At 51.8% G+C, this 17,551-nt stretch carries 21 protein-coding genes; 11 read left to right on the forward strand and 10 right to left on the reverse strand.

Going from position 1 to position 17,551, the window contains the following annotated elements:
- Window positions 1–50: 50 nt before the first annotated feature.
- Together larC and larB are read right to left on the reverse strand one after the other, a co-directional pair.
- On the reverse strand, window positions 51–1,319 hold the full coding sequence (gene larC, locus EYB31_RS26260; protein WP_131016397.1) for a nickel pincer cofactor biosynthesis protein LarC: 1,269 nt from the start codon (window positions 1,317–1,319) through the stop codon (window positions 51–53).
- 7 nt (window positions 1,320–1,326) lie between these two features.
- Entirely contained in the window at window positions 1,327–2,106 is a 780-nt protein-coding gene (gene larB / locus EYB31_RS26265) for a nickel pincer cofactor biosynthesis protein LarB (RefSeq protein WP_131016398.1), read from the reverse strand.
- A 126-nt stretch (window positions 2,107–2,232) separates the two neighbouring features.
- Here larB and lipA point away from each other — a divergent pair, with 126 nt between their 5' ends.
- A complete protein-coding gene (gene lipA, locus EYB31_RS26270; RefSeq protein ID WP_131016399.1) occupies window positions 2,233–3,105 on the forward strand; it encodes a lipoyl synthase in 873 nt (290 codons plus the stop codon).
- A 47-nt stretch (window positions 3,106–3,152) separates the two neighbouring features.
- Window positions 3,153–3,476, forward strand: a complete 324-nt coding sequence (locus EYB31_RS26275; protein ID WP_131016400.1) for a YutD family protein — start codon at window positions 3,153–3,155, stop codon at window positions 3,474–3,476.
- A gap of 96 nt (window positions 3,477–3,572) precedes the next feature.
- On the opposite strand, the gene EYB31_RS26280 is transcribed toward EYB31_RS26275, so the two are convergent.
- Together EYB31_RS26280 and ylbJ are read right to left on the reverse strand one after the other, a co-directional pair.
- On the reverse strand, window positions 3,573–4,385 hold the full coding sequence (locus EYB31_RS26280) for an NAD kinase (protein ID WP_131016401.1): 813 nt from the start codon (window positions 4,383–4,385) through the stop codon (window positions 3,573–3,575).
- Window positions 4,386–4,473: 88 nt separating this feature from the next.
- Window positions 4,474–5,712, reverse strand: coding sequence for a sporulation integral membrane protein YlbJ (gene ylbJ, locus EYB31_RS26285; RefSeq protein WP_131016402.1), 1,239 nt, complete (start codon window positions 5,710–5,712; stop codon window positions 4,474–4,476).
- 170 nt (window positions 5,713–5,882) lie between these two features.
- On the opposite strand from ylbJ, the gene EYB31_RS41310 reads away from it, so the two are divergent.
- The 3 genes from EYB31_RS41310 to EYB31_RS26295 all read left to right on the forward strand — a co-directional run bounded on the left by EYB31_RS41310 (window position 5,883) and on the right by EYB31_RS26295 (window position 7,221).
- Complete coding sequence (locus EYB31_RS41310; RefSeq protein ID WP_276322091.1) at window positions 5,883–6,011, forward strand: hypothetical protein; 129 nt, start codon at window positions 5,883–5,885, stop codon at window positions 6,009–6,011.
- A 108-nt stretch (window positions 6,012–6,119) separates the two neighbouring features.
- The gene (locus EYB31_RS26290; RefSeq protein ID WP_131016403.1) at window positions 6,120–6,509 is read left to right on the forward strand and encodes a globin domain-containing protein; all 390 of its coding nucleotides are present in this window, start codon (window positions 6,120–6,122) and stop codon (window positions 6,507–6,509) included.
- A gap of 13 nt (window positions 6,510–6,522) precedes the next feature.
- Window positions 6,523–7,221: a DUF2225 domain-containing protein gene (locus EYB31_RS26295; RefSeq protein ID WP_131016446.1), complete on the forward strand. Its 699-nt coding sequence runs from the start codon at window positions 6,523–6,525 to the stop codon at window positions 7,219–7,221.
- 39 nt (window positions 7,222–7,260) lie between these two features.
- Here EYB31_RS26295 and EYB31_RS26300 read toward each other — a convergent pair whose 3' ends face one another.
- From EYB31_RS26300 to EYB31_RS26310, 3 genes are read right to left on the reverse strand one after another with little or no spacing between them, the layout of a single operon-like run.
- Complete coding sequence (locus EYB31_RS26300) at window positions 7,261–8,403, reverse strand: GGDEF domain-containing protein (RefSeq protein WP_131016404.1); 1,143 nt, start codon at window positions 8,401–8,403, stop codon at window positions 7,261–7,263.
- Window positions 8,403–8,663 carry a hypothetical protein gene (locus EYB31_RS26305; RefSeq protein ID WP_131016405.1) on the reverse strand — a complete coding sequence of 87 codons (261 nt, stop codon included), beginning with the start codon at window positions 8,661–8,663 and terminating at the stop codon, window positions 8,403–8,405. The genes EYB31_RS26300 and EYB31_RS26305 overlap by 1 nt, the downstream gene beginning before the upstream one ends.
- The gene (locus tag EYB31_RS26310) at window positions 8,660–8,818 is read right to left on the reverse strand and encodes a YycC family protein (protein ID WP_131016406.1); all 159 of its coding nucleotides are present in this window, start codon (window positions 8,816–8,818) and stop codon (window positions 8,660–8,662) included. Before EYB31_RS26310 ends, EYB31_RS26305 begins: the two co-directional genes overlap by 4 nt.
- Before the next feature lie 212 nt (window positions 8,819–9,030).
- Between EYB31_RS26310 and EYB31_RS26315 the strand changes: the two genes are divergently transcribed.
- A complete protein-coding gene (locus EYB31_RS26315) occupies window positions 9,031–10,821 on the forward strand; it encodes a M3 family oligoendopeptidase (RefSeq protein WP_131016407.1) in 1,791 nt (596 codons plus the stop codon).
- 70 nt (window positions 10,822–10,891) lie between these two features.
- On the opposite strand, the gene EYB31_RS26320 is transcribed toward EYB31_RS26315, so the two are convergent.
- The gene (locus EYB31_RS26320) at window positions 10,892–12,151 is read right to left on the reverse strand and encodes a methyl-accepting chemotaxis protein (RefSeq protein WP_131016408.1); all 1,260 of its coding nucleotides are present in this window, start codon (window positions 12,149–12,151) and stop codon (window positions 10,892–10,894) included.
- A gap of 200 nt (window positions 12,152–12,351) precedes the next feature.
- Here EYB31_RS26320 and EYB31_RS26325 point away from each other — a divergent pair, with 200 nt between their 5' ends.
- The 3 genes from EYB31_RS26325 to EYB31_RS26335 all read left to right on the forward strand — a co-directional run bounded on the left by EYB31_RS26325 (window position 12,352) and on the right by EYB31_RS26335 (window position 13,407).
- Complete coding sequence (locus EYB31_RS26325; RefSeq protein ID WP_131016409.1) at window positions 12,352–12,573, forward strand: hypothetical protein; 222 nt, start codon at window positions 12,352–12,354, stop codon at window positions 12,571–12,573.
- A 52-nt stretch (window positions 12,574–12,625) separates the two neighbouring features.
- Complete coding sequence (locus EYB31_RS26330; RefSeq protein ID WP_420819476.1) at window positions 12,626–12,994, forward strand: VOC family protein; 369 nt, start codon at window positions 12,626–12,628, stop codon at window positions 12,992–12,994.
- Between the two features lie 197 nt (window positions 12,995–13,191).
- Window positions 13,192–13,407 (forward strand): hypothetical protein, encoded by a 216-nt coding sequence (locus tag EYB31_RS26335; RefSeq protein WP_131016411.1) that lies wholly within the window; start codon window positions 13,192–13,194, stop codon window positions 13,405–13,407.
- Window positions 13,408–13,642: 235 nt separating this feature from the next.
- Here EYB31_RS26335 and EYB31_RS26340 read toward each other — a convergent pair whose 3' ends face one another.
- Window positions 13,643–13,873: an alpha/beta-type small acid-soluble spore protein gene (locus EYB31_RS26340; protein ID WP_131016412.1), complete on the reverse strand. Its 231-nt coding sequence runs from the start codon at window positions 13,871–13,873 to the stop codon at window positions 13,643–13,645.
- Between the two features lie 158 nt (window positions 13,874–14,031).
- Here EYB31_RS26340 and EYB31_RS26345 point away from each other — a divergent pair, with 158 nt between their 5' ends.
- On the forward strand, window positions 14,032–14,511 hold the full coding sequence (locus tag EYB31_RS26345; protein ID WP_131016413.1) for a hypothetical protein: 480 nt from the start codon (window positions 14,032–14,034) through the stop codon (window positions 14,509–14,511).
- Here the strand turns inward: EYB31_RS26345 and EYB31_RS26350 are convergent.
- A complete protein-coding gene (locus tag EYB31_RS26350; RefSeq protein ID WP_131016414.1) occupies window positions 14,501–14,863 on the reverse strand; it encodes a response regulator in 363 nt (120 codons plus the stop codon). The two genes, EYB31_RS26345 and EYB31_RS26350, sit on opposite strands and share 11 nt — an antisense overlap.
- Before the next feature lie 253 nt (window positions 14,864–15,116).
- Here EYB31_RS26350 and EYB31_RS26355 point away from each other — a divergent pair, with 253 nt between their 5' ends.
- Window positions 15,117–17,495, forward strand: a complete 2,379-nt coding sequence (locus EYB31_RS26355; protein ID WP_131016415.1) for a helix-turn-helix domain-containing protein — start codon at window positions 15,117–15,119, stop codon at window positions 17,493–17,495.
- Window positions 17,496–17,551: the final 56 nt, after the last annotated feature.

Here is a 17,551-nt window from a genome sequence, read left to right on the forward strand (position 1 = left end):
GACAACGGCCGGGTTCTGTTTGTTTTTCTTCCCGGCTCGGGACATTCGGATCAATGAGGATGAGAATGTCCGTGCAGGTGTGGAAGGTCTTCGTTGGCAGCTTGTGATTTAAGCGTGTCGCTGTCGTGCAAATGCGGCTTGTGGCCGTCATGATCGTGCGCATGATGGTCGTGCTGATGCCCGTGATCGTGGCCGTGCGCATGATGGTCATGCTCGTGCTCGTGATGATCGTGGCTGTGCGCATGATGGTCATGCTCATGCCCGTGATCGTGGCTGTGCGCATGATGGTCATGCTCATGCCCGTGATCGTGGCTGTGCGCATGATGGTCATGCTCATGCCCGTGATCGTGGCTGTGCGTATGGTGGTCGTGCTCATGCCCGTGATCGTGGCTGTGCGTATGATGGTCATGCTCATGCCCGTGATCGTGGCTGTGTTCATGATGGTCATGGTCGTGCCCGTGGTGATCGTGGCTGTGTGCATGATGGTCATGCTCATGTCCATGGTGATGGTGATGATTGTCATGGGCATGGTGATGATCGTGCGCATGAAGCAAGTTGTCCTGCTGTACTTGCCATTTGCTCATCAGCGGATCGGATTGCCCGACGACGATGCGAAGCACATTCGGCTGGGTGGGCAGGTCGCGCGTGCCGGCCCCGTAGCCGATCGTCTCGACGATCATCGGCGGGATGCCACGCGAGAATTCATCGACCAGCCCGGCAATGATGCCCGCCCCGGTCGGTGTCGTCATCTCCAGCGTATACGGAGTTGGTGCGATCGGCAATCCTCTCATCATCTCCAGCGTTGCCGGAGCCGGGACCGGATATAATCCGTGATCGCACTTCACCGTGCCGGAGCCAAGCGGAACCGGTGAGGCGATAATTTTCTCGACATTCAAGGAATCGATCGCAAGGGCGACGCCGATAACGTCAACGATGGAATCGATGGCGCCAACCTCATGAAAATGCACCTTATCGATGGGGATATTATGAATCTTAGCTTCGGCTACGGCAATCTTATCGAAAATCGCCAAGGAGAGCGCAATGACGCGTTCGTTAAATCCGGACTCATTGATGTATTTGACAATTTCGCTATAATGGCGGTGAAGTGTCGGCGTCGCTCCGGGTTCTTGCAGCACGTCCATTTTCAATGCGGAGATGCCGCGTTTGTTGACCCGTTTCCAGCCCAGCGAAAAGGGCTCGACTTTGATTTTGGCAAGCTCGGACTCGACGTAATCCCGGTCCGCACCGGCATCGACCAAAGCGGCGAGTGTCATATCGCCGCTGATGCCGGAAAAGCAGTCCATGTACAGAACTCTCATGTTATCCCTACTTTACCGCTTTATTTTTGTGAATCGTGGCTGCGCTATATCCTGCACCGAAGCCGTTGTCGATATTAACGACCGAGACACCCGGAGCGCAGGAATTCAGCATCGCCAGCAGAGCGGCAATGCCGCCCAGACTTGCGCCGTAACCGATGCTTGTCGGCACGGCGATAATCGGCTTGGATACAAGGCCGCCTACGACACTTGCCAAAGCGCCTTCCATCCCTGCTGCGACGACGATAGCGTCCGCTTCGCGGATGAGGGGCAGACGGCGAAAAAGCCTATGTACGCCGGCAACGCCGACGTCGTAAATCCGTTCGACCCGGCAGCCCATCATTTCCGCGGTAATGGCCGCTTCTTCGGCAACCGGAAGGTCGCTTGTTCCGGCGCACGCTACGGCGATATAACCTTCCCGTTCGGGAACAAGCGGATTTTTCGTCCAAGTGAGGCAGCGCGCGCTTTCATGGTACACGGCTTCGGCAACCGCCGAAATAACCGCTTCGGCTTTATCAGCGCTGACTCTGGTAGCCAGCACGCGATCGGAATGCTGCATCAGCTTTTGAAATATCGATGTGATCTGCTCCGCCGTCTTGCCTTCGCCGAAGATGACTTCGGGAAATCCGGTACGCTTATGACGGTCGATATCCAGTTGGGCGAAACCCAAGTCTTCCACGCGGCTGGCTTCCCGGGCTTGCTTGATTTGTTCTTCAATCTGCTGCTTGGCTTCATCCGGATCGAGGTTCCCGTTACGGACAAGCTTTAATATGTCATCCAGTTGAAACATGGCTATTCACCTTCATAAGTTCGATTTTGGACATGCGGTCCCATACACTTACATAGTTTAGCATTTGTGTTATAATGTTAACAAGAGTATGGGCGTTTTACTTATGATTGAAAAGGGGTACAGAAGATGGCGATCGGCACCGAGAGAAAACCGGATTGGTTAAAAATAAAGCTTTCCGCAAACGAAAACTTCAAAGAATTGAAGAGTATGATGCGCACGAAGACGCTTCATACGGTATGCGAAGAAGCCAAATGCCCGAATATTTCCGAATGCTGGGCCAATCGGACGGCAACGTTTATGATTCTGGGCGACATTTGTACCCGCGCCTGCCGTTTTTGCGCGGTGAAAACCGGCTTGCCGACGGAGCTTGATCTGCAAGAACCGGAGCGTGTGGCCGATGCGTCGGTGCAGATGGGACTCCGCCATGTCGTGGTCACATCGGTGGCCAGAGACGATCTTGCCGACGGCGGCGCGTCGATTTTTGCCGAGACCATTCTGGCGATCAGACGGAAGTTGCCCTTGGCCGGCGTAGAGGTGCTTATTCCCGATTTTATGGGCAATGAGCAGTCGTTGCAAATCGTCATGGACGCGAATCCGGACATATTGAACCACAATATAGAAACAGTGGAGCGCTTGTCCGACCGGGTCCGCTCCAAAGCGAAGTACCGCCGTTCGCTGGAGCTGCTTGCCCGCTCCAAAGCGATGAAACCTTCCATTCCTACGAAATCGAGCATTATGATCGGAGTCGGGGAGGAATGGGATGAGATTTTGCAAGCTATGGACGACTTGAGGGCGGTGGGCTGCAACATTCTCACGATCGGACAGTATTTGCAGCCGACGCCGAATCATTTGACGGTCAAACAATATTACACACCTGAGCAGTTTGCGCAATTGAAGGAAGAGGGCATTAAGCGCGGCTTCGACCACGTAGAATCGGGTCCGCTTGTACGCAGCTCTTACCATGCGCATGAACAGGTGAAATCGGCGCGGCAAAGCTAGAAGGAGCTTTAAGACCGCTTGAGAGATCAGACAGGGGGATTTGAACCGTGATTCATATCGCAGGCCGTAACTATGAAGTCATCATCGATCATAAAAACGGCTGGAAACCCGAAGCGTTCAAGGAACGTTACAGCGAGGTGCTGGAGCGCTACGATTACATCGTCGGCGATTGGGGCTATAACCAGCTCCGCCTTCGCGGCTACTTCAAGGATACCCATCCGAAAGCAACAAAAGAATCATCGATATCCAGCGTTCAAGACTACTTAAACGAGTATTGCAATTTTGGCTGCGCCTACTTTATTATCGAAAAGACGGCTGCCGGAAAACAGCCGCAGCCGCAGCCGCAAGCGCAAGCTGCTGCGGAAGAATAAATGACGCAAGCGGCGAGGGAGGTCTTCGGCCCCCGCGAAAACAGCAACCACAAAAACCCGATTCCTTGGCGGATCGGGTTTTATTTGTGCTTTGAGTTACTTCAGATCGTAGCCGATAAACCCTTCGCGCACACGGCTCCAGAAAGGGAACGGGCGGAAGCGGGCGAACCGCACTTTACGTCCGGCTGCGACCATACAGCGGATGGACACGATATCGTTGCGCTGTACGTTCAGGTGGTCGATGGCCACCAGCACATTTTGCTTCGACTTCGGATAGATGTCGCAATGATGATGTTTCGGCAAAATGACCGGCGAACCAAGCGTCCGGTACACCCGGTTGTTGATCGATGCGATTTCGGCGATTTGAATGGCGTCAAGCGACGGATGAACGATGGCTCCGCCGAGACTTTTATTGTACGCGGTGCTTCCGCATGGGGAAGAGACGCAGATGCCGTCGCCGCGGAACGTTTCGAACGGTTCGTCGTTGATGTGAAGTTCGGCGACCAGCGTGATCTCGACGCCTTTAAGCGTAAATTCATTTAACGCCAGATGGGTTTCGACACCTGTTTCCGTAATGATCTGAACTTCCACAACCGGATATTTGACAACCTGCAAATTGCCGCTTACGGCGCTCTCGTGCATAAGCCGGGCGAGATGTTCGACTTCGTCGGGTTTCCAATCGGCAAAAAAACCAAGCCGCCCGGTATGAATACCGACAAAGGCGATATTGTCGAGCTGATCGCTGTATTGGTGGAACGCATGCAGCAGCGTGCCGTCGCCTCCAATGGACAGCACAATTTCAGGGGATTGCTCGTCAAGCAGCAAGCCGGAATCGGCGGCCAATTCGTGGAACCGCTGCATCAATTCGAAGGAGACGTCGTCTCCGCGATGTATGACGTTATATTTCATGGGGCCTCCTAAGCCATCAAGAATCTCCCTCCATCATAATCAATATTGCTTCATTAGACAATGCCGGCGCAAAAGTGCGGGATTTTTCTCATTTCAACATGGCGCCGAACGTTTTTTTCCATATCTTAAAAATGAGGAACAGCACGATGAGGACGGCGATGGAGGCGGCGAACGCGATTCCCGTCGAGGGGACGATCCAGCGGACCATATTCGACCACGGAGTAACGGGATCGATCAGCGGCAGAAAAACGGCCGAATCTTTGCGTAATCCCGCCAAAGGCTCCCATAACGCATAGACGGCTGCCGTGGCAAGCAAGCCATGGGCCAACCGGGACAGCAGAAAAGGCATATATCTAAGATTGGTGTGATGCAGCAGGCTGACGATTTGCGCATGCACGGACAGACCGCTCCAGGACAGCACAAATGCGGCGATCGCCGCTTTATGTACCAATGCGAGGCCTTCGCCCGCCTCGCCTGCCGCTTTCGCGCCTAACGTCACTTCAAACAGCCCGTTGATCACGGCTTCGGACAATGGCTGCGGAATCTGCAGCAAACGAAGCACAGAATCGCTCAGCATATAAAGCAAGCTCATGATCCGGCCGGCGGTCATGATTTCCATAATCACCGAGAAAAAAACGACAAGTCCGCCGATCACCATAATCAGCTGCAAGGACGAACGAACGGCCTGCTGCAGCATGGCGCCCAGCGGCCGGCCGTCCGCAAGCCGGGCCGCATGCATCGCTTTCAGCGCACGGAGCCCGATCCATTCGTTTTTGTTGGGCAGCGGCGGCATTTCGGTCGGTAGTTCTTTTGCGCCGTGAAACCGCAGAAACAGACCAAGCAGCGCGGCTGTCCCGTAATGAGCGATGGCGAGGATCGGGGCTAAGCTGACATCATGGAAAAATCCGACGGATACCGCTCCGATCAGAAAAATCGGATCGGATGTCGTTGCAAATCCGACCAGCCGCTCGCCTTCAGCGCGAGTCACCAGCTTCTGTTCCCAGAGCTGCGAGGTCAGCTTGGCGGCAACGGGATAACCCGAAGCAAAACCCATCGCCATCACGAACCCGCCGATGCCCGGTACGCGGTACAGCGGCCTCATGAGCGGATCCAGCAGCGTGCCGAAGAAATGAACGATTCCAAGTCCCAGCATCAGCTCGGCAATGACCAGAAAAGGAAGCAGTGCGGGAAACAGCACGTCCCACCATATGGAAACGCCCTTCAAGGCGGCATTTAACGACTCGTGCGGAAAAACGATCATAAGACAAATGGACGGCAAAGCGACAATGGCAACCAGATGAACCGCTGTGAAACGTTTGGTGGTCATGGGTCTCCTCCTTAAAGGCCAAGGCTTGCCGGCAGGCGCCGCGATGCGCTTGCCGATCGCTGATGTATATGCTGTGGTGTGGACAAACATGCGCAAGCCAATTTGAAGCGGAAGCATAAAGTTTGCGGGTTTACATAATATTACTGATATCGCGAATTTTATATGGTACAATGGAACTAATATGGGGATGGGGAGTGATCCAGATGATGGGTATTGTTGCCGGAATTCTCGTATGCGCGTTTGTTTATGTCATTAAGGAGACACTGATTGGCTCTGGAGAGGAAGATTTCGAAAGCTAGGTCCCCAAGGATGACATGACGACAACCGATGCTAATTGGCTCAATTAGCATCTTTTTTTCGCGCGATCTCCCCGAATCATTGGATTTTCGGAAAGGAACATATAACTTATGGAACGGCAATATGAGACGATTTATGAAGCCATAGGCGGAGCCCCGGTGCTGCGTAAGCTGGTCGAAGCTTTTTATCCCAAGGTCCAAGCGCATCCGCTATTGGGACCGTTATTTCCCGATAACATCATGCCGGTTATGGAGAAGCAATATATGTTTTTGACGCAGTTTTTCGGCGGTCCTTCGCTGTATTCCGATCAGTACGGGCATCCGATGATGCGGGCCAGGCATATGCCTTTCCCGATTACGCCGGAACGGGCGGAGGCATGGCTTTCCTGCATGTCGAAAGCGCTGGAGGAAGTAGGACTGGAGCCGCAGCTGCGGCAATTTGTGTTGGAGAGGCTGAAGGGTCCGGCGCATCATTTTGTCAATACGGAGAATTCGAATTAAAGGGGTGAGCGTCATCGAGCCGTTATTTCAAGTTAAGGTGCTCTGTTCGAATTGTGAAGCCGAATTTAAGTCTTCCCGGGTCCGCCCCAGTTTCAAAAAGTCGTCCGGGTCCGATACTGATTTTTGCCTGTATTATAAAGAAATCAATCCGGACTACTACGTCGTAAGGGTGTGCCCGTTTTGCGGATTTGCCAGCACGGAAAGTTTTTCGCCTAACATGAACTCAGCCCAGAAAAAGCTGTTTCAAGAAAAGCTGGGCCACAACTGGTCGCTGCGCGATTACGGCGGCGAACGCTCCTGGGACGAAGCGCTTCAGGTTTTTAAGCTGGCTTTGCTTTGCGCGCAAATTAAAAATGAGAAGGAACGGCTCATTGCCGGGATCCTGCACCATATTGCCTGGCTGTACCGGCACAAAAACGACGGGGAGCAGGAAAAACGGTTTCTTCAGTTTGCGTTAGAGTCGTACACGCGTTTTTTCGAAACGGAAGGCAACGAGGTGAACGACGCCCGTCTAATGTATCTGATCGGCGAGTTGAACAGGCGCCTGGGGAATTACGGACCGGCCGTTCGCTGGTTCTCCCGTGTCGTCAATGACCGGCGCATTATGGATTCGGGCATGATCCGGGCTTGCCGAGAGCAGTGGACCCAGACACGCGAAGACATGCTGGCGGCCAATATGGAGCTGCCGGACGATGTGAAGGAGTTAAAATAGTTATAACAAATAAACGCTTCTTGGCCGCTGCCCCGTGGATTATAGGGTGCTTGGCTCAGAAGCGTTTTGCGCTTGTTCCGCGTAAATGAAGGAATCGTAAAACGAATATTTGTTTTTGCCCGTGCGTTTGGATACATAAAGCGCTTCATCGGCTTCGGAAATCAGATGAATCAGCTCGCCGCCGTTGCGGCGCGCCGTGGAAATGCCCACGGAAATCGTGACATGGGGCTTGTCCTCTCCGCCCGCCGCGGTTAACGCTTCGCTTTCAAAGGGAGTGGACGAAACTTTGCCGCATAACTTGTATGCGTATTCGGCCAGACTTACGGCATCCGTTTCCTGGCTCATAATAATAAACTCTTCTCCGCCGTACCGGGCAACGTAATCCTGCTCGTCAATCGTTGCTCTGAGCAGCTTGCCGACATGGCGCAGCAGTTCGTCGCCAACCAAATGGCCGTACCGGTCGTTGAACATTTTAAAATTATCGATATCGATCATCATAATCGTCATTTTCCGGCGCTTCAGCGTGTTGTCCGCAATGTTTAGAAAGCTGCGTATGTTAGGCAGCTTTGTCAGCCCGTCCTGATTGGCCTGAAGCTCCAATTGACGCTGCAGCATCCAGTTTTTATTCTCATCGTTGTACATGTAGATCAGTACCGTGATGGAGCTGAAGGACAGCAGGAACATCATGAAATGAGAGAACAAGACGGGCTCCCAAGCCATTGAAGTTTGGGCATATTCGGAGATTGCGCGGGTGAGCGACAATAAGACGCAAACTTTCAATCCGTCCAGCCAGCGAATGTAGAAACCGCTGTTTTCCTCGCCGCTCTTGTGAAACATCGCGCTGACAAGGGCTGGAAGCAGCAGGCCATGCAGGAGCTCAGGGATGATGTGCGGCTCGTTTAAGGCCACGATGTAGGATGACGGTATAATGACGGATAGGAGCGACAAACCGAAGCCGTAACGAAGTCCTGCCATAACGATAGGCACGAATCGAAGGTCGGAGGGCAGAACCCCTCCCGGACTTGGGAGCATAATCATGATGATGGACGCGAGTCCGGTTAACAGGGGAACCGCCAGCCATTCGTATGATTCGATAAATAGCCTGTTGCGAATTTTGAGTGCAATATAATTCAGTGTAACTAAAGTACAAGCATGGGATAGCGGGATGATAAAGTCATCCACTAAAGCACTCCTCCTGAGTTTAAGGAAATCTTACGCAATGGCAGATTGGCCAGCAGGTAATCTCCGTCCGTATCGACGATCCCTACTTTATTATGGCAGCAAGGCAGCACCAGAAGGCGTTTGGCTCCTTCATGGATCGTCTGCAAATCTTTTTTCTTCATCGTCAGCAGCACGTTGTTTGCCGCGCAAAATGGACAGCTGCTAATGTAGACGTCTTGGCCGATCAGTTCATAAGGCCATGTATTTTCAAAAGGAATCATTGCTTTTCTTTGTCCGCGGATTCGTTATCCTTGGACAGCTCCATCAGCTTTTGCATGAGAATGTGCTGCGGCATATGCATCAGGTGCTCGACGGGAACTTTAAGCGCTTCCGCCAATTTTATCGCCGTTTCAGGTGAAATGTTTAATGGTTTCATGGGCTTCGCCTCTTTTGGTAAGTAGTAGAAACAAGGAGTTGCATGGTGTGCATAGGTCTACAGTCCTCATTTAAACATATTTTATAAATTAGAAGCAATAAAAACTACGCTTTTTTTTGTTACTTTAAGGTGTTTATGGTTTAATGGAGGTGAATATGACGTAACATCGGATTAAAGATGAGCAAATGTAACGAAAGGAAAGTGATCGATCCATGAAATTACCGCTTCAGCAAACATGGGATTTGGAACGAATTTTTCCGGGAGGCAGCGATTCGGCCGCATTCGGCGCCTTTCTCGACCGCATGGAGCAGGACATTCAGTCCTTTCAAAATGCGCTGCAATCAGCGGAGCCTCCTGCTACGATCGATCATGCGGCAAGTTTGGTGTCCCTTGTCGAGCAGCTGCAAAGCATCTTGGTTCGCCTGCGCGAATCCGATTCGTTTACGGCTTGCCTGGCGGCGCAAAACCAGCAGGATAAACGCGCCGTTCTGCTGGGCGGGCGCGTCAAAACCGTCGCCGCCGCTTATGAAGCGTCGTTGACCCGGTTCGATCAGCTGCTGACGCAAGTTCCGGATGACGTGTGGAACGGGCTGATGCAGCATGAATCGCTGAAGGCCATTCAGTTTCCTCTCGCCGAGCGGCGCGCGCTTGCCGGTGAGAAACTGGCTCCCGAGCTGGAAGCTCTTGCAGGCGATCTTGCCGTTGACGGGTATCACGGGTGGGGCGAGCTGTACAATACGGCGGTTGGCAAGTTTCGTCTGACCTTTGAGGAGGACGGCAAAACGGTGGACATGTCCGCCGGTCAAGCGGCTAACAAAATGCACAGTCCCGACCGGCAGGTCCGTGAGCGTTTGTTCGCTCAATGGGAGATGGCATGGGAAGGGCTTGCCGATTATTGCGCCGATGCGCTCAACCGGCTTGGCGGCTTCCGGCTTCAGCTGTACAAGCACCGCGGCTGGAAAGAGATACATAAGGAACCGCTGGCGATCAACCGGATGTCTGCCGAAACACTTCACACCATGTGGGATGTGATTGAGCGGAATAAGCCGGTGTTTGTCGGTTATTTGCAGCGTAAAGCGAAGCTGCTGGGCGTGCCGAAGCTAAGCTGGCATGATGTGGAGGCACCGGTGGGCGGCGGCGGCAAGCATTTCGGCTATGACGAAGGGGCGCAGCTGATCGTAGAGCAGTTCCGCCGGTTCAGTCCCAAGCTTGCGGATTTTACGGAGATGGCATTCGAACAGCGCTGGATCGAAGCGGAAGACCGCCCCGGCAAAAGACCGGGAGGTTTCTGCACATCGTTCCCTGCTGCGCATGAGACGCGGATTTTCATGACCTACGCCGGCACGGCATCCAATGTCTCCACGCTGGCCCATGAGCTGGGGCACGCATACCATCAGCATGTGATGAACGATTTGCCGGCCCTGGCTCAGGAATACGCGATGAATGTGGCGGAGACGGCTTCCACTTTTGCCGAGATGGTCGTTGCCGATGCAGCCTTACAAGGCGCCTCCGGTACGGAGGAAAGAATGACGCTGCTGGAGGATAAAATCCAGCGTTCGGTAGCCTTCTATATGAACATTCACGCGCGGTTTATATTTGAGACGGCTTTTTATGAGGAACGCAAGAAAGGGCTTGTCAGCACGGACAAATTAAATGAGCTGATGCTGGATGCGCAGAAGACGGCGTTCCAGGACGCGCTGGCCGAATACCACCCTCACTTCTGGGCTTCGAAGCTGCATTTTTACATTACCGAAGTGCCGTTCTATAACTTCCCGTACACGTTCGGGTACATGTTCAGCGCGGGCATCTATGCGGCGGCATTGCAGCAGGGCGCGGCTTTTGAAGACAAGTACGTGGCGCTGCTTCGCGATACGGGCAGTATGACGGTCGAAGATTTGGCGATGAAGCATCTCGGCGTCGATCTGCGCAAGCCGGATTTCTGGCAGCAGGCGATGGACATGTCGATCGCCGACGTCAACGAATTTATGCGCTTAACGGAATAAGACGAAGACAGCGGCCTTTAGGGATTCGAAAATGAGTCCCAGAAGGCCGCTGTTATTATGCTGGCGGTTGTTACAGCTTGAATACTTGGATGGACTGCTGCAGTTCGGTCACTCGTTTCATCATTTCTTCGGATTGTTTAACAATCGCTTGAACTGCGGTAATCTGCTCGTTCATCGAAGCCGATACCTCTTCCGTGCCGGCTGCGGATTGCTCGGTAATCGCCGAAATATTTTCCATGGTGGAAGAGATTTGCTGCGCGCTGGTCAACATTTGGTCGCTTTCTTCAGCGAACGAAGCGATCTGCTCGGAAATAAACGTCACGCTGCCGACAATATCGCCGAATACTTTTTCCGTTACCTCGATGGAATCGGCTTGGACACGCACGACCTCTTCGTTGCGCACAATGTTGGTTTGTGCTTGCTTGATGCTGGATTCGATGCTTCGGACGAGTCCGAAAACTTCCTTGGTCGATGCGGTCGCTTCTTCGGCCAGCTTGCGTACCTGCTGAGCGACGACGGCAAATCCTTTGCCGTGTTCGCCGGCCCGCGCCGCTTCGATCGAAGCGTTCAAGGACAGCAGGTTCGTCTGCTCGGCGATTTCGGAAATGCTGCGGGTAATCTGCGTGATCCCTTCCGCTTGTTTGGCGAGTACGCTAATCGCCTGTGATACGTTAGCGGTCGCTTCCACGTTGCGTTTGGTGCCGGCGCTTTGGCTTTCCACGGCTTTTAATCCTCGTTCCACAAGCTCCAGCATGCGTTCCGATTTGGAATTCATCTCCCGGGTTGATCCGGCGTAAGAGGTGACCTTCTGCTCGATTTCTTTGGTGGCCGCGGAAATGTTGGAGATCTCCTCGGATATTTGATTGGCGCCCGCCGCAAGTTCTCCGGCCGATACGTTCACCTGCTCCAATACGGTTTGGAGGCTTTCATTTTTTACAAAAATGTCCCGGCTCGTGTCGGAAACGTGTTTGGTTAACCCGCCGGTATTGCGGAGCACATCGCGAAGTTTGTCGATCATTTTGTTGAAAGCGCTACCAAGTTCGCCTAACGCATCATCCGACGATACGGCCAGTTTCTGGGAGAAATCGCCCTTGGAGATGCTAAGCGCCGCTTTCGTCACATCGGCGATCGGTTCAGTGAGCGCCCTCTCCAGCCAGTTAATGAAAGGATAACTTAATGCGAGCAGGGCGACAACAATCACCAGACCCAGCACTGTGCTTGTCCCGGAGCTGAAGATCCAGAACAGCAAAACAGCGGAATACACCGCTACAAGGATGTAGCAGCCGACCTGCAGCTTTTTTTTGAAAGACAACGATTGAAACCAGCCCATCAAGGTGCCCCCTTAAAAAAAATGTCATAATACGGTATTTCAGATGCATTATAACATCTGCCTTCTCAATGGTCTATAGCGGCTTTTGTACTAGCTTTTGGCAGAAAAAGGATTTGGTCTTAGTGCCTTTAGCGCTGTCGGATGAACCTGGGGATGCATTATAATGGATGCAAAGTATTGGCAGAGCGGGGGGAATTGCCATGCCACTAGCCAATTGCAAGGGCTGCGGGAAGCTGATGATATCCCGTAAAATGCCGTATTGCCCGGACTGCAAGACCAAACAGGACCTTTTGTACCGGCAAATTCGCGATTATTTAAAAGAAAATCCGGGAAGCACGCTGCTTGACGTCCATACGAATACAGGCATTCCGATTTCGACAGTTATAGAGTTGCGCAAAGAAGACTACATCCCTTATAGTTAATTCAGGCTACATAATTAAGTAAGGGGCGGATGAACCGGTGATTGAATATACGATGCTTCATCATGTCAGTATCATTGTACGGGAACTTGAGCCGGCAAAAGCGTTTTACCGCGATGTGCTGCTTCTGAAGGAGATTGAACGGCCGCCTTTCGATTTCGAAGGCGCCTGGTACGGGCTGGGCGAAGGGCAGCAGCTGCATCTGATCGTGCACGACGGAGAGACGCGCCGGAATGGCGGCATCGATACGCGGGACGGCCATTTTGCGCTCCGCGTCGCAAGCTACAGCAAGACGCTGGCGTGGCTTGACCGCTGCGGCGTGTCCTATGAGGCAAGACCACATGCCAAGGCAGGGTTTCCGCAAATTTATGTGCTTGATCCGGATCATAACATTATTGAATTAAACGCCGATGCACTCGACTAGACAAACATACGAACGCAGCACGGCCGCCCTGACAAAGGCGGCTTTTTTGCCGTGGTCCTGCGCTGCGCTTAAGTCTTGTTTGGCACATAACCATGAATTGCAAACGAATATTCTGACCATATTAACGTTGCTGTTAAATAAAAGTGGTTGTTTGCGAAGCCAGTTTTGCTTCGCAAAACTTGAAGGAGGAATATTCGATGAGCGATCAACAGACGAACCAGCCGGCGCAAAACCCAAGGACGCAAGCCCAAAATGCCCTGAACCATGCGCTTCACTCGCTGAATGAAGCGGCGCACAGCAATGTCAATCGCGAGCAAGACGTTCAGGAGGCGAAAGAGGAGCTGTTTCAGGCTCAACTGGAACACCTGCAAGCGAAAGTAGCCGATAACCAAGATACGGAGACGATTTCCTGACACCGCCGACTAACCTTCGGAGTGCCAGGAAAAAGCCCGCTTAAAGCGAATCAGCGGTTTTGAGCGAAACCGCGGCTGCAACAGCTATGAACCACAATCCGACTCATCGTCGTGTTGTGGTTTTGTTGTATCCGGCCGCAGCCAAAGGTGAGCATGCGTCTTCAGGCAGCTGTACGCACGGAAAAGGCGGCCCGTCTGGACCGCCTGCTTGCTTAAGTATAGTGCCGCGCTTTCATTATCTGGTAAACTTGCTGCCGGCGAGCTGTTGCTCAGCGATTTGAACCAGGCGGCGAGTGATGTGGCCCCCGATTGCACCGGCGTCGCGAGTTGCCATGAAGCCCATGTAACCGTCTTGAGGAATTTGGATACCTAATTCTTGAGCAACTTCATATTTCAGCTGGTCCAAAGCCGAAGAGGCTTGAGGAACCACTAAAGAGTTGCTGCTGCGAGATTGTCCTGCACCCATTGTAATCACCTCCTCTGTCTACACAAGGTAGTATGTACCAATCCACATTTTATACGCATTGAAAAAATTGGTAATTGTCACCAGAAGATGAGAGTGCAATCTGCCACCATTTTCCTGTATAATGATCTTTACTTCATAAATGAAGGACGGATGAAGACATGTTTAAGCTTACCTGCGACAAATGGTCGCATGACCACGGATTGCAAATTATCCATGCAGATGTGCGGCTGACGATCGATGGGGACGAAGTGATTGATGAGCCCTTATGTGTGGATGTCGGGCTTCCCGCCTTATTGCAGAGCGTTCTGCGCGATGCGGAGCCGAACCGTTGGGCTGCGCCCGAGCAGTGGGAACGGATGCCGTTTTTTTGCTGCGGCTGCGGAGATCCGGAATGCCGGGCTTTTTCGTTTCGTGTGGAGCACCGGGGAGAGACGGTGCATGTTGCCGAAATTGATGAGAGGCAAAATGGAGAGTCCCGTGTTTTGGCCGAATATGACGTTCCGAAAGATGAATATAAAGCGGAGATCCTGAAGGCGGGACGGCAATTCCTGAGTTTTGTCGAGGATTTGGATTATCATCCGTATTTAGCCGATACGGTGCGGCTGGTTCGCGGTTTGGTAGATGAGCTTACGCCCTGAGCACGTGTTTAATCGCTTCGTTGACGCGGTCGATATGAAAGGGTTTTACGATAAAATCTTTGGCTCCCGCATGAATCGCTTCAATGACGCGATTCCGCTGGCCTACCGCAGAGCACATAATGATTTTGGCGTCCGAGTAGGATTCGAGTATTTTCGATGCTGCGCTGACGCCGTCAAGCTCCGGCATCGTAATGTCCATGGTTACAAGATCGGGCCTTGTGCGGGAATACAGCTTCACCGCTTCCACGCCGTCATGCGCTTCCGCTATGACCTCGTGGCCAAGCTGTTCAAGCACATTTTTAAGCATTGTTCTGGCAAATGCGGCATCATCCACGACCATAATTTTAGCCATTATCGAATACCTCCTGCTATTTTAAAGGAAAAGGCGTTCATTCGTAAGTTCGATTTATGTCTTAATTTTGGCGCTTGACGAGGCAAAACTCAATTAAACTCTAGATAAATTTTACATAAAGGGAAATAAAAGAGCAGGAAGAAAATGGTGCCTGGCCATAAAATCTTTATGTACTCTGAGATCAAGAACAGGTACAATAAAAACAAGTTGTGTTAATATCCACACCATTCCACCGCCAACGGGGGGATTGCTCTTGTTCCTGAACCGTATGTGGCCCAAGCGGCGAAGCATCGTACTCAAATGGTTTTTTTCCTATATGGCCGTACTGCTGCTTCCGATCGCCATCAGCGTGATTGTATATAATGAATCCAACCAAGCCTTGACTAGCGAAATTCACCAGGCTAACAGCTCCCTGCTCAAACAGGTGCGTGAAGTGATGGACAATCAGTTCCGCACGATGGAGCGGCTTAACTTCGAAATTACATGGAACCTCAAAGTGCAGGACTTGCTTTACTCCAACAAGTATGAAGTGTACCCCAACGAATTTGTCTACGATCAATATCAAATCACCCAGGATCTAAAGCTGACGAAGTCGGCTTATGCTTCGATCGACGAAGCGTATATTTATATTGCGTCCGAAGACGCCGTGCTCCTGCCGGGTTTGCGCAGAGAAAGCGCGTTTGCGTATCAACTGCTTCACCGCGATAAGTCGTTATCCTACGAACAATGGAAATCCCTTGTGCAGCGCCGCGATTTTCGCGGTTATATTCCAATCAACCGGGTCGGCGAAGACGGTATGCCGCGCAAAGCGATTGCTTACGTCAGCAGTTACCCCAGTTATAATCCCGATCGTCCGGTCGCAACCAATGTGATCATGATCGACCAGAAGCGGATTTTGGGGGCGATCGACAATGTGGAGCTGTTTACCAGCGGCCGCGTGATGGTCCTCAATAAGGATAACGAGGTGCTTGTCACCAATTCCAACGAAACATTGACCCCCTCGCTGCCGTTAAGCCATTTTACCGGGGATTCGGGGCTGTTTTATTACGAGGAAGCGGGAAAGAAATTCGAAGTGTTCTATATCCGGTCGGCGTATGCCGATATGAAGTATGTTTCCATTATCCCCAGCCAATTGTTCTGGCAAAAAGCGGAGCATGTCCGCAGCATGACCTATATGAGCATCATTATTAGCATTTTGGGCGGAAGCGTGCTTACGTATTTTTTCCTGTGGCGCAATTACAATCCGATCCGCCGGCTTGTGCAGTCATTTGCCGGCAAAGCCGGACTTCCTTATGCCAAGGGCGGCAACGAGCTGCACTTTTTGCAGCAGGCGCTGGACGAAACGCTGCTCGAAAAGGATAAGATGTTCACGCAGATGAAACAGCAGAACAATCAGCTGCGCAACAATTTTATCGTCAAGCTGCTAAAAGGCCGGGTTGACGGGCATATGCCGATTGACGAGGCATTGACCGCCTACAATATGAAGCCAAACTCGGATGAATTTGCCGTTTTGCTGTTTTACTTGGAGGACAACCAGCCTTTCTTTGAAAAAATCGAACAGATGGAGCATAAGGATAAGTTGAAGCTGCTTCAATTTATTGTGACGAATATCGTGGAAGAGCTGGCCGCCCGCAAGCATCGGGGGTATATGGCCGAAATGGATGCAACCTTGGCTTGTTTGATTAATTTGCGCGAGGGGGATGACAAGCAGATCCAAGCGGAGGACTTGCTGGACATAGCACGGGGCGCGCAGCAGTTTTTGGCGGAGGCCTACCATATTCGGTTAACCGTATCCGTCAGCGGGATTCATTCGTCCTTTTCAGGCATTCCGCAAGCTTATATGGAAGCGCTCGATGCGATGGAATACAAGCTGGTCATCGGCAGCAGTGAAGTGTTGTCTTACGAGGAAATTCAGAAGGGCTCGCAGCAGGAGCCGGAGAAGGGCTATTATTATCCGCTGCAAGTCGAACAACAGCTGATTAATTATGCGAAGATAGGCGATTTCGATAAAGCGAAGCAAACGCTTGACGACGTTATTGAAGCCAATTTCCGGCAGATGGTCATTCCGGTTTATTTTGCCAAGTGTTTGTTATTTGACCTTGTCAGCACGATGGTGAAGACAATTAACGAAATCGGCGATATTCAGGAAAGTTTTCTGATGGACAGTCCGAAGCGGATCGAACGGCTGATGGCCTGTGAAACTTTCGAGGATATGAAGCAGCAGCTGACCGATCTGCTCAGGAAAGTATGCGAATACACGTCGGCTAAGCGCCAAAAGCACATTCAACAGTCCCGCCAGCGTGTGCTTCACGAGTTATTGCATAAGGTAGGCAGCTTTATCGAGGAACGGTACGACGATCCTAATCTGAACATTTCGCTAATCGGCGAGAAATTCGATATGAAAGCGACGTATTTGTCCAAATTGTTTAAAGATCAAACCGGAGAAGGGCTGCTCGATTATATCAACAAAGTGCGTATCGGCAAAGCAAAGGAAATGATCGCCGCGCAGCATAAAAACGTAACCGATGTAGCCAGTTTGGTCGGCTACAACGATGTTAATGCGTTCATCCGGACGTTTAAGAAATACGAAGGCATCACCCCGGGCAAATATAAGGAAACCCTTGATGCATAAGCTGCCGTTATAAGCGCTTATGCTTTTTTTTGGATATTTTCGCGATCCGATTATCG

Source organism: Paenibacillus thalictri, assembly GCF_004307995.1.
Taxonomy (GTDB): Bacteria; Bacillota; Bacilli; order Paenibacillales; family NBRC-103111; genus Paenibacillus_AF; species Paenibacillus_AF thalictri.

Coding starts and splice junctions, on each gene's coding strand:
- EYB31_RS26290 (WP_131016403.1), top strand. CDS start 6,120: ATGGAACGGCAATATGAGACGATTTATGAAGCCATAGGCGGAGCCCCG.
- EYB31_RS26320 (WP_131016408.1), bottom strand. CDS start 12,151: ATGGGCTGGTTTCAATCGTTGTCTTTCAAAAAAAAGCTGCAGGTCGGC.
- EYB31_RS41310 (WP_276322091.1), top strand. CDS start 5,883: ATGGAACTAATATGGGGATGGGGAGTGATCCAGATGATGGGTATTGTT.
- larC (WP_131016397.1), bottom strand. CDS start 1,319: ATGAGAGTTCTGTACATGGACTGCTTTTCCGGCATCAGCGGCGATATG.
- EYB31_RS26280 (WP_131016401.1), bottom strand. CDS start 4,385: ATGAAATATAACGTCATACATCGCGGAGACGACGTCTCCTTCGAATTG.
- EYB31_RS26305 (WP_131016405.1), bottom strand. CDS start 8,663: ATGATTCCTTTTGAAAATACATGGCCTTATGAACTGATCGGCCAAGAC.
- EYB31_RS26330 (WP_420819476.1), top strand. CDS start 12,626: ATGCTTCATCATGTCAGTATCATTGTACGGGAACTTGAGCCGGCAAAA.
- EYB31_RS26335 (WP_131016411.1), top strand. CDS start 13,192: ATGAGCGATCAACAGACGAACCAGCCGGCGCAAAACCCAAGGACGCAA.
- EYB31_RS26340 (WP_131016412.1), bottom strand. CDS start 13,873: ATGGGTGCAGGACAATCTCGCAGCAGCAACTCTTTAGTGGTTCCTCAA.
- EYB31_RS26315 (WP_131016407.1), top strand. CDS start 9,031: ATGAAATTACCGCTTCAGCAAACATGGGATTTGGAACGAATTTTTCCG.
- EYB31_RS26345 (WP_131016413.1), top strand. CDS start 14,032: ATGTTTAAGCTTACCTGCGACAAATGGTCGCATGACCACGGATTGCAA.
- larB (WP_131016398.1), bottom strand. CDS start 2,106: ATGTTTCAACTGGATGACATATTAAAGCTTGTCCGTAACGGGAACCTC.
- EYB31_RS26325 (WP_131016409.1), top strand. CDS start 12,352: ATGCCACTAGCCAATTGCAAGGGCTGCGGGAAGCTGATGATATCCCGT.
- EYB31_RS26310 (WP_131016406.1), bottom strand. CDS start 8,818: ATGAAACCATTAAACATTTCACCTGAAACGGCGATAAAATTGGCGGAA.
- ylbJ (WP_131016402.1), bottom strand. CDS start 5,712: ATGACCACCAAACGTTTCACAGCGGTTCATCTGGTTGCCATTGTCGCT.
- EYB31_RS26350 (WP_131016414.1), bottom strand. CDS start 14,863: ATGGCTAAAATTATGGTCGTGGATGATGCCGCATTTGCCAGAACAATG.
- lipA (WP_131016399.1), top strand. CDS start 2,233: ATGGCGATCGGCACCGAGAGAAAACCGGATTGGTTAAAAATAAAGCTT.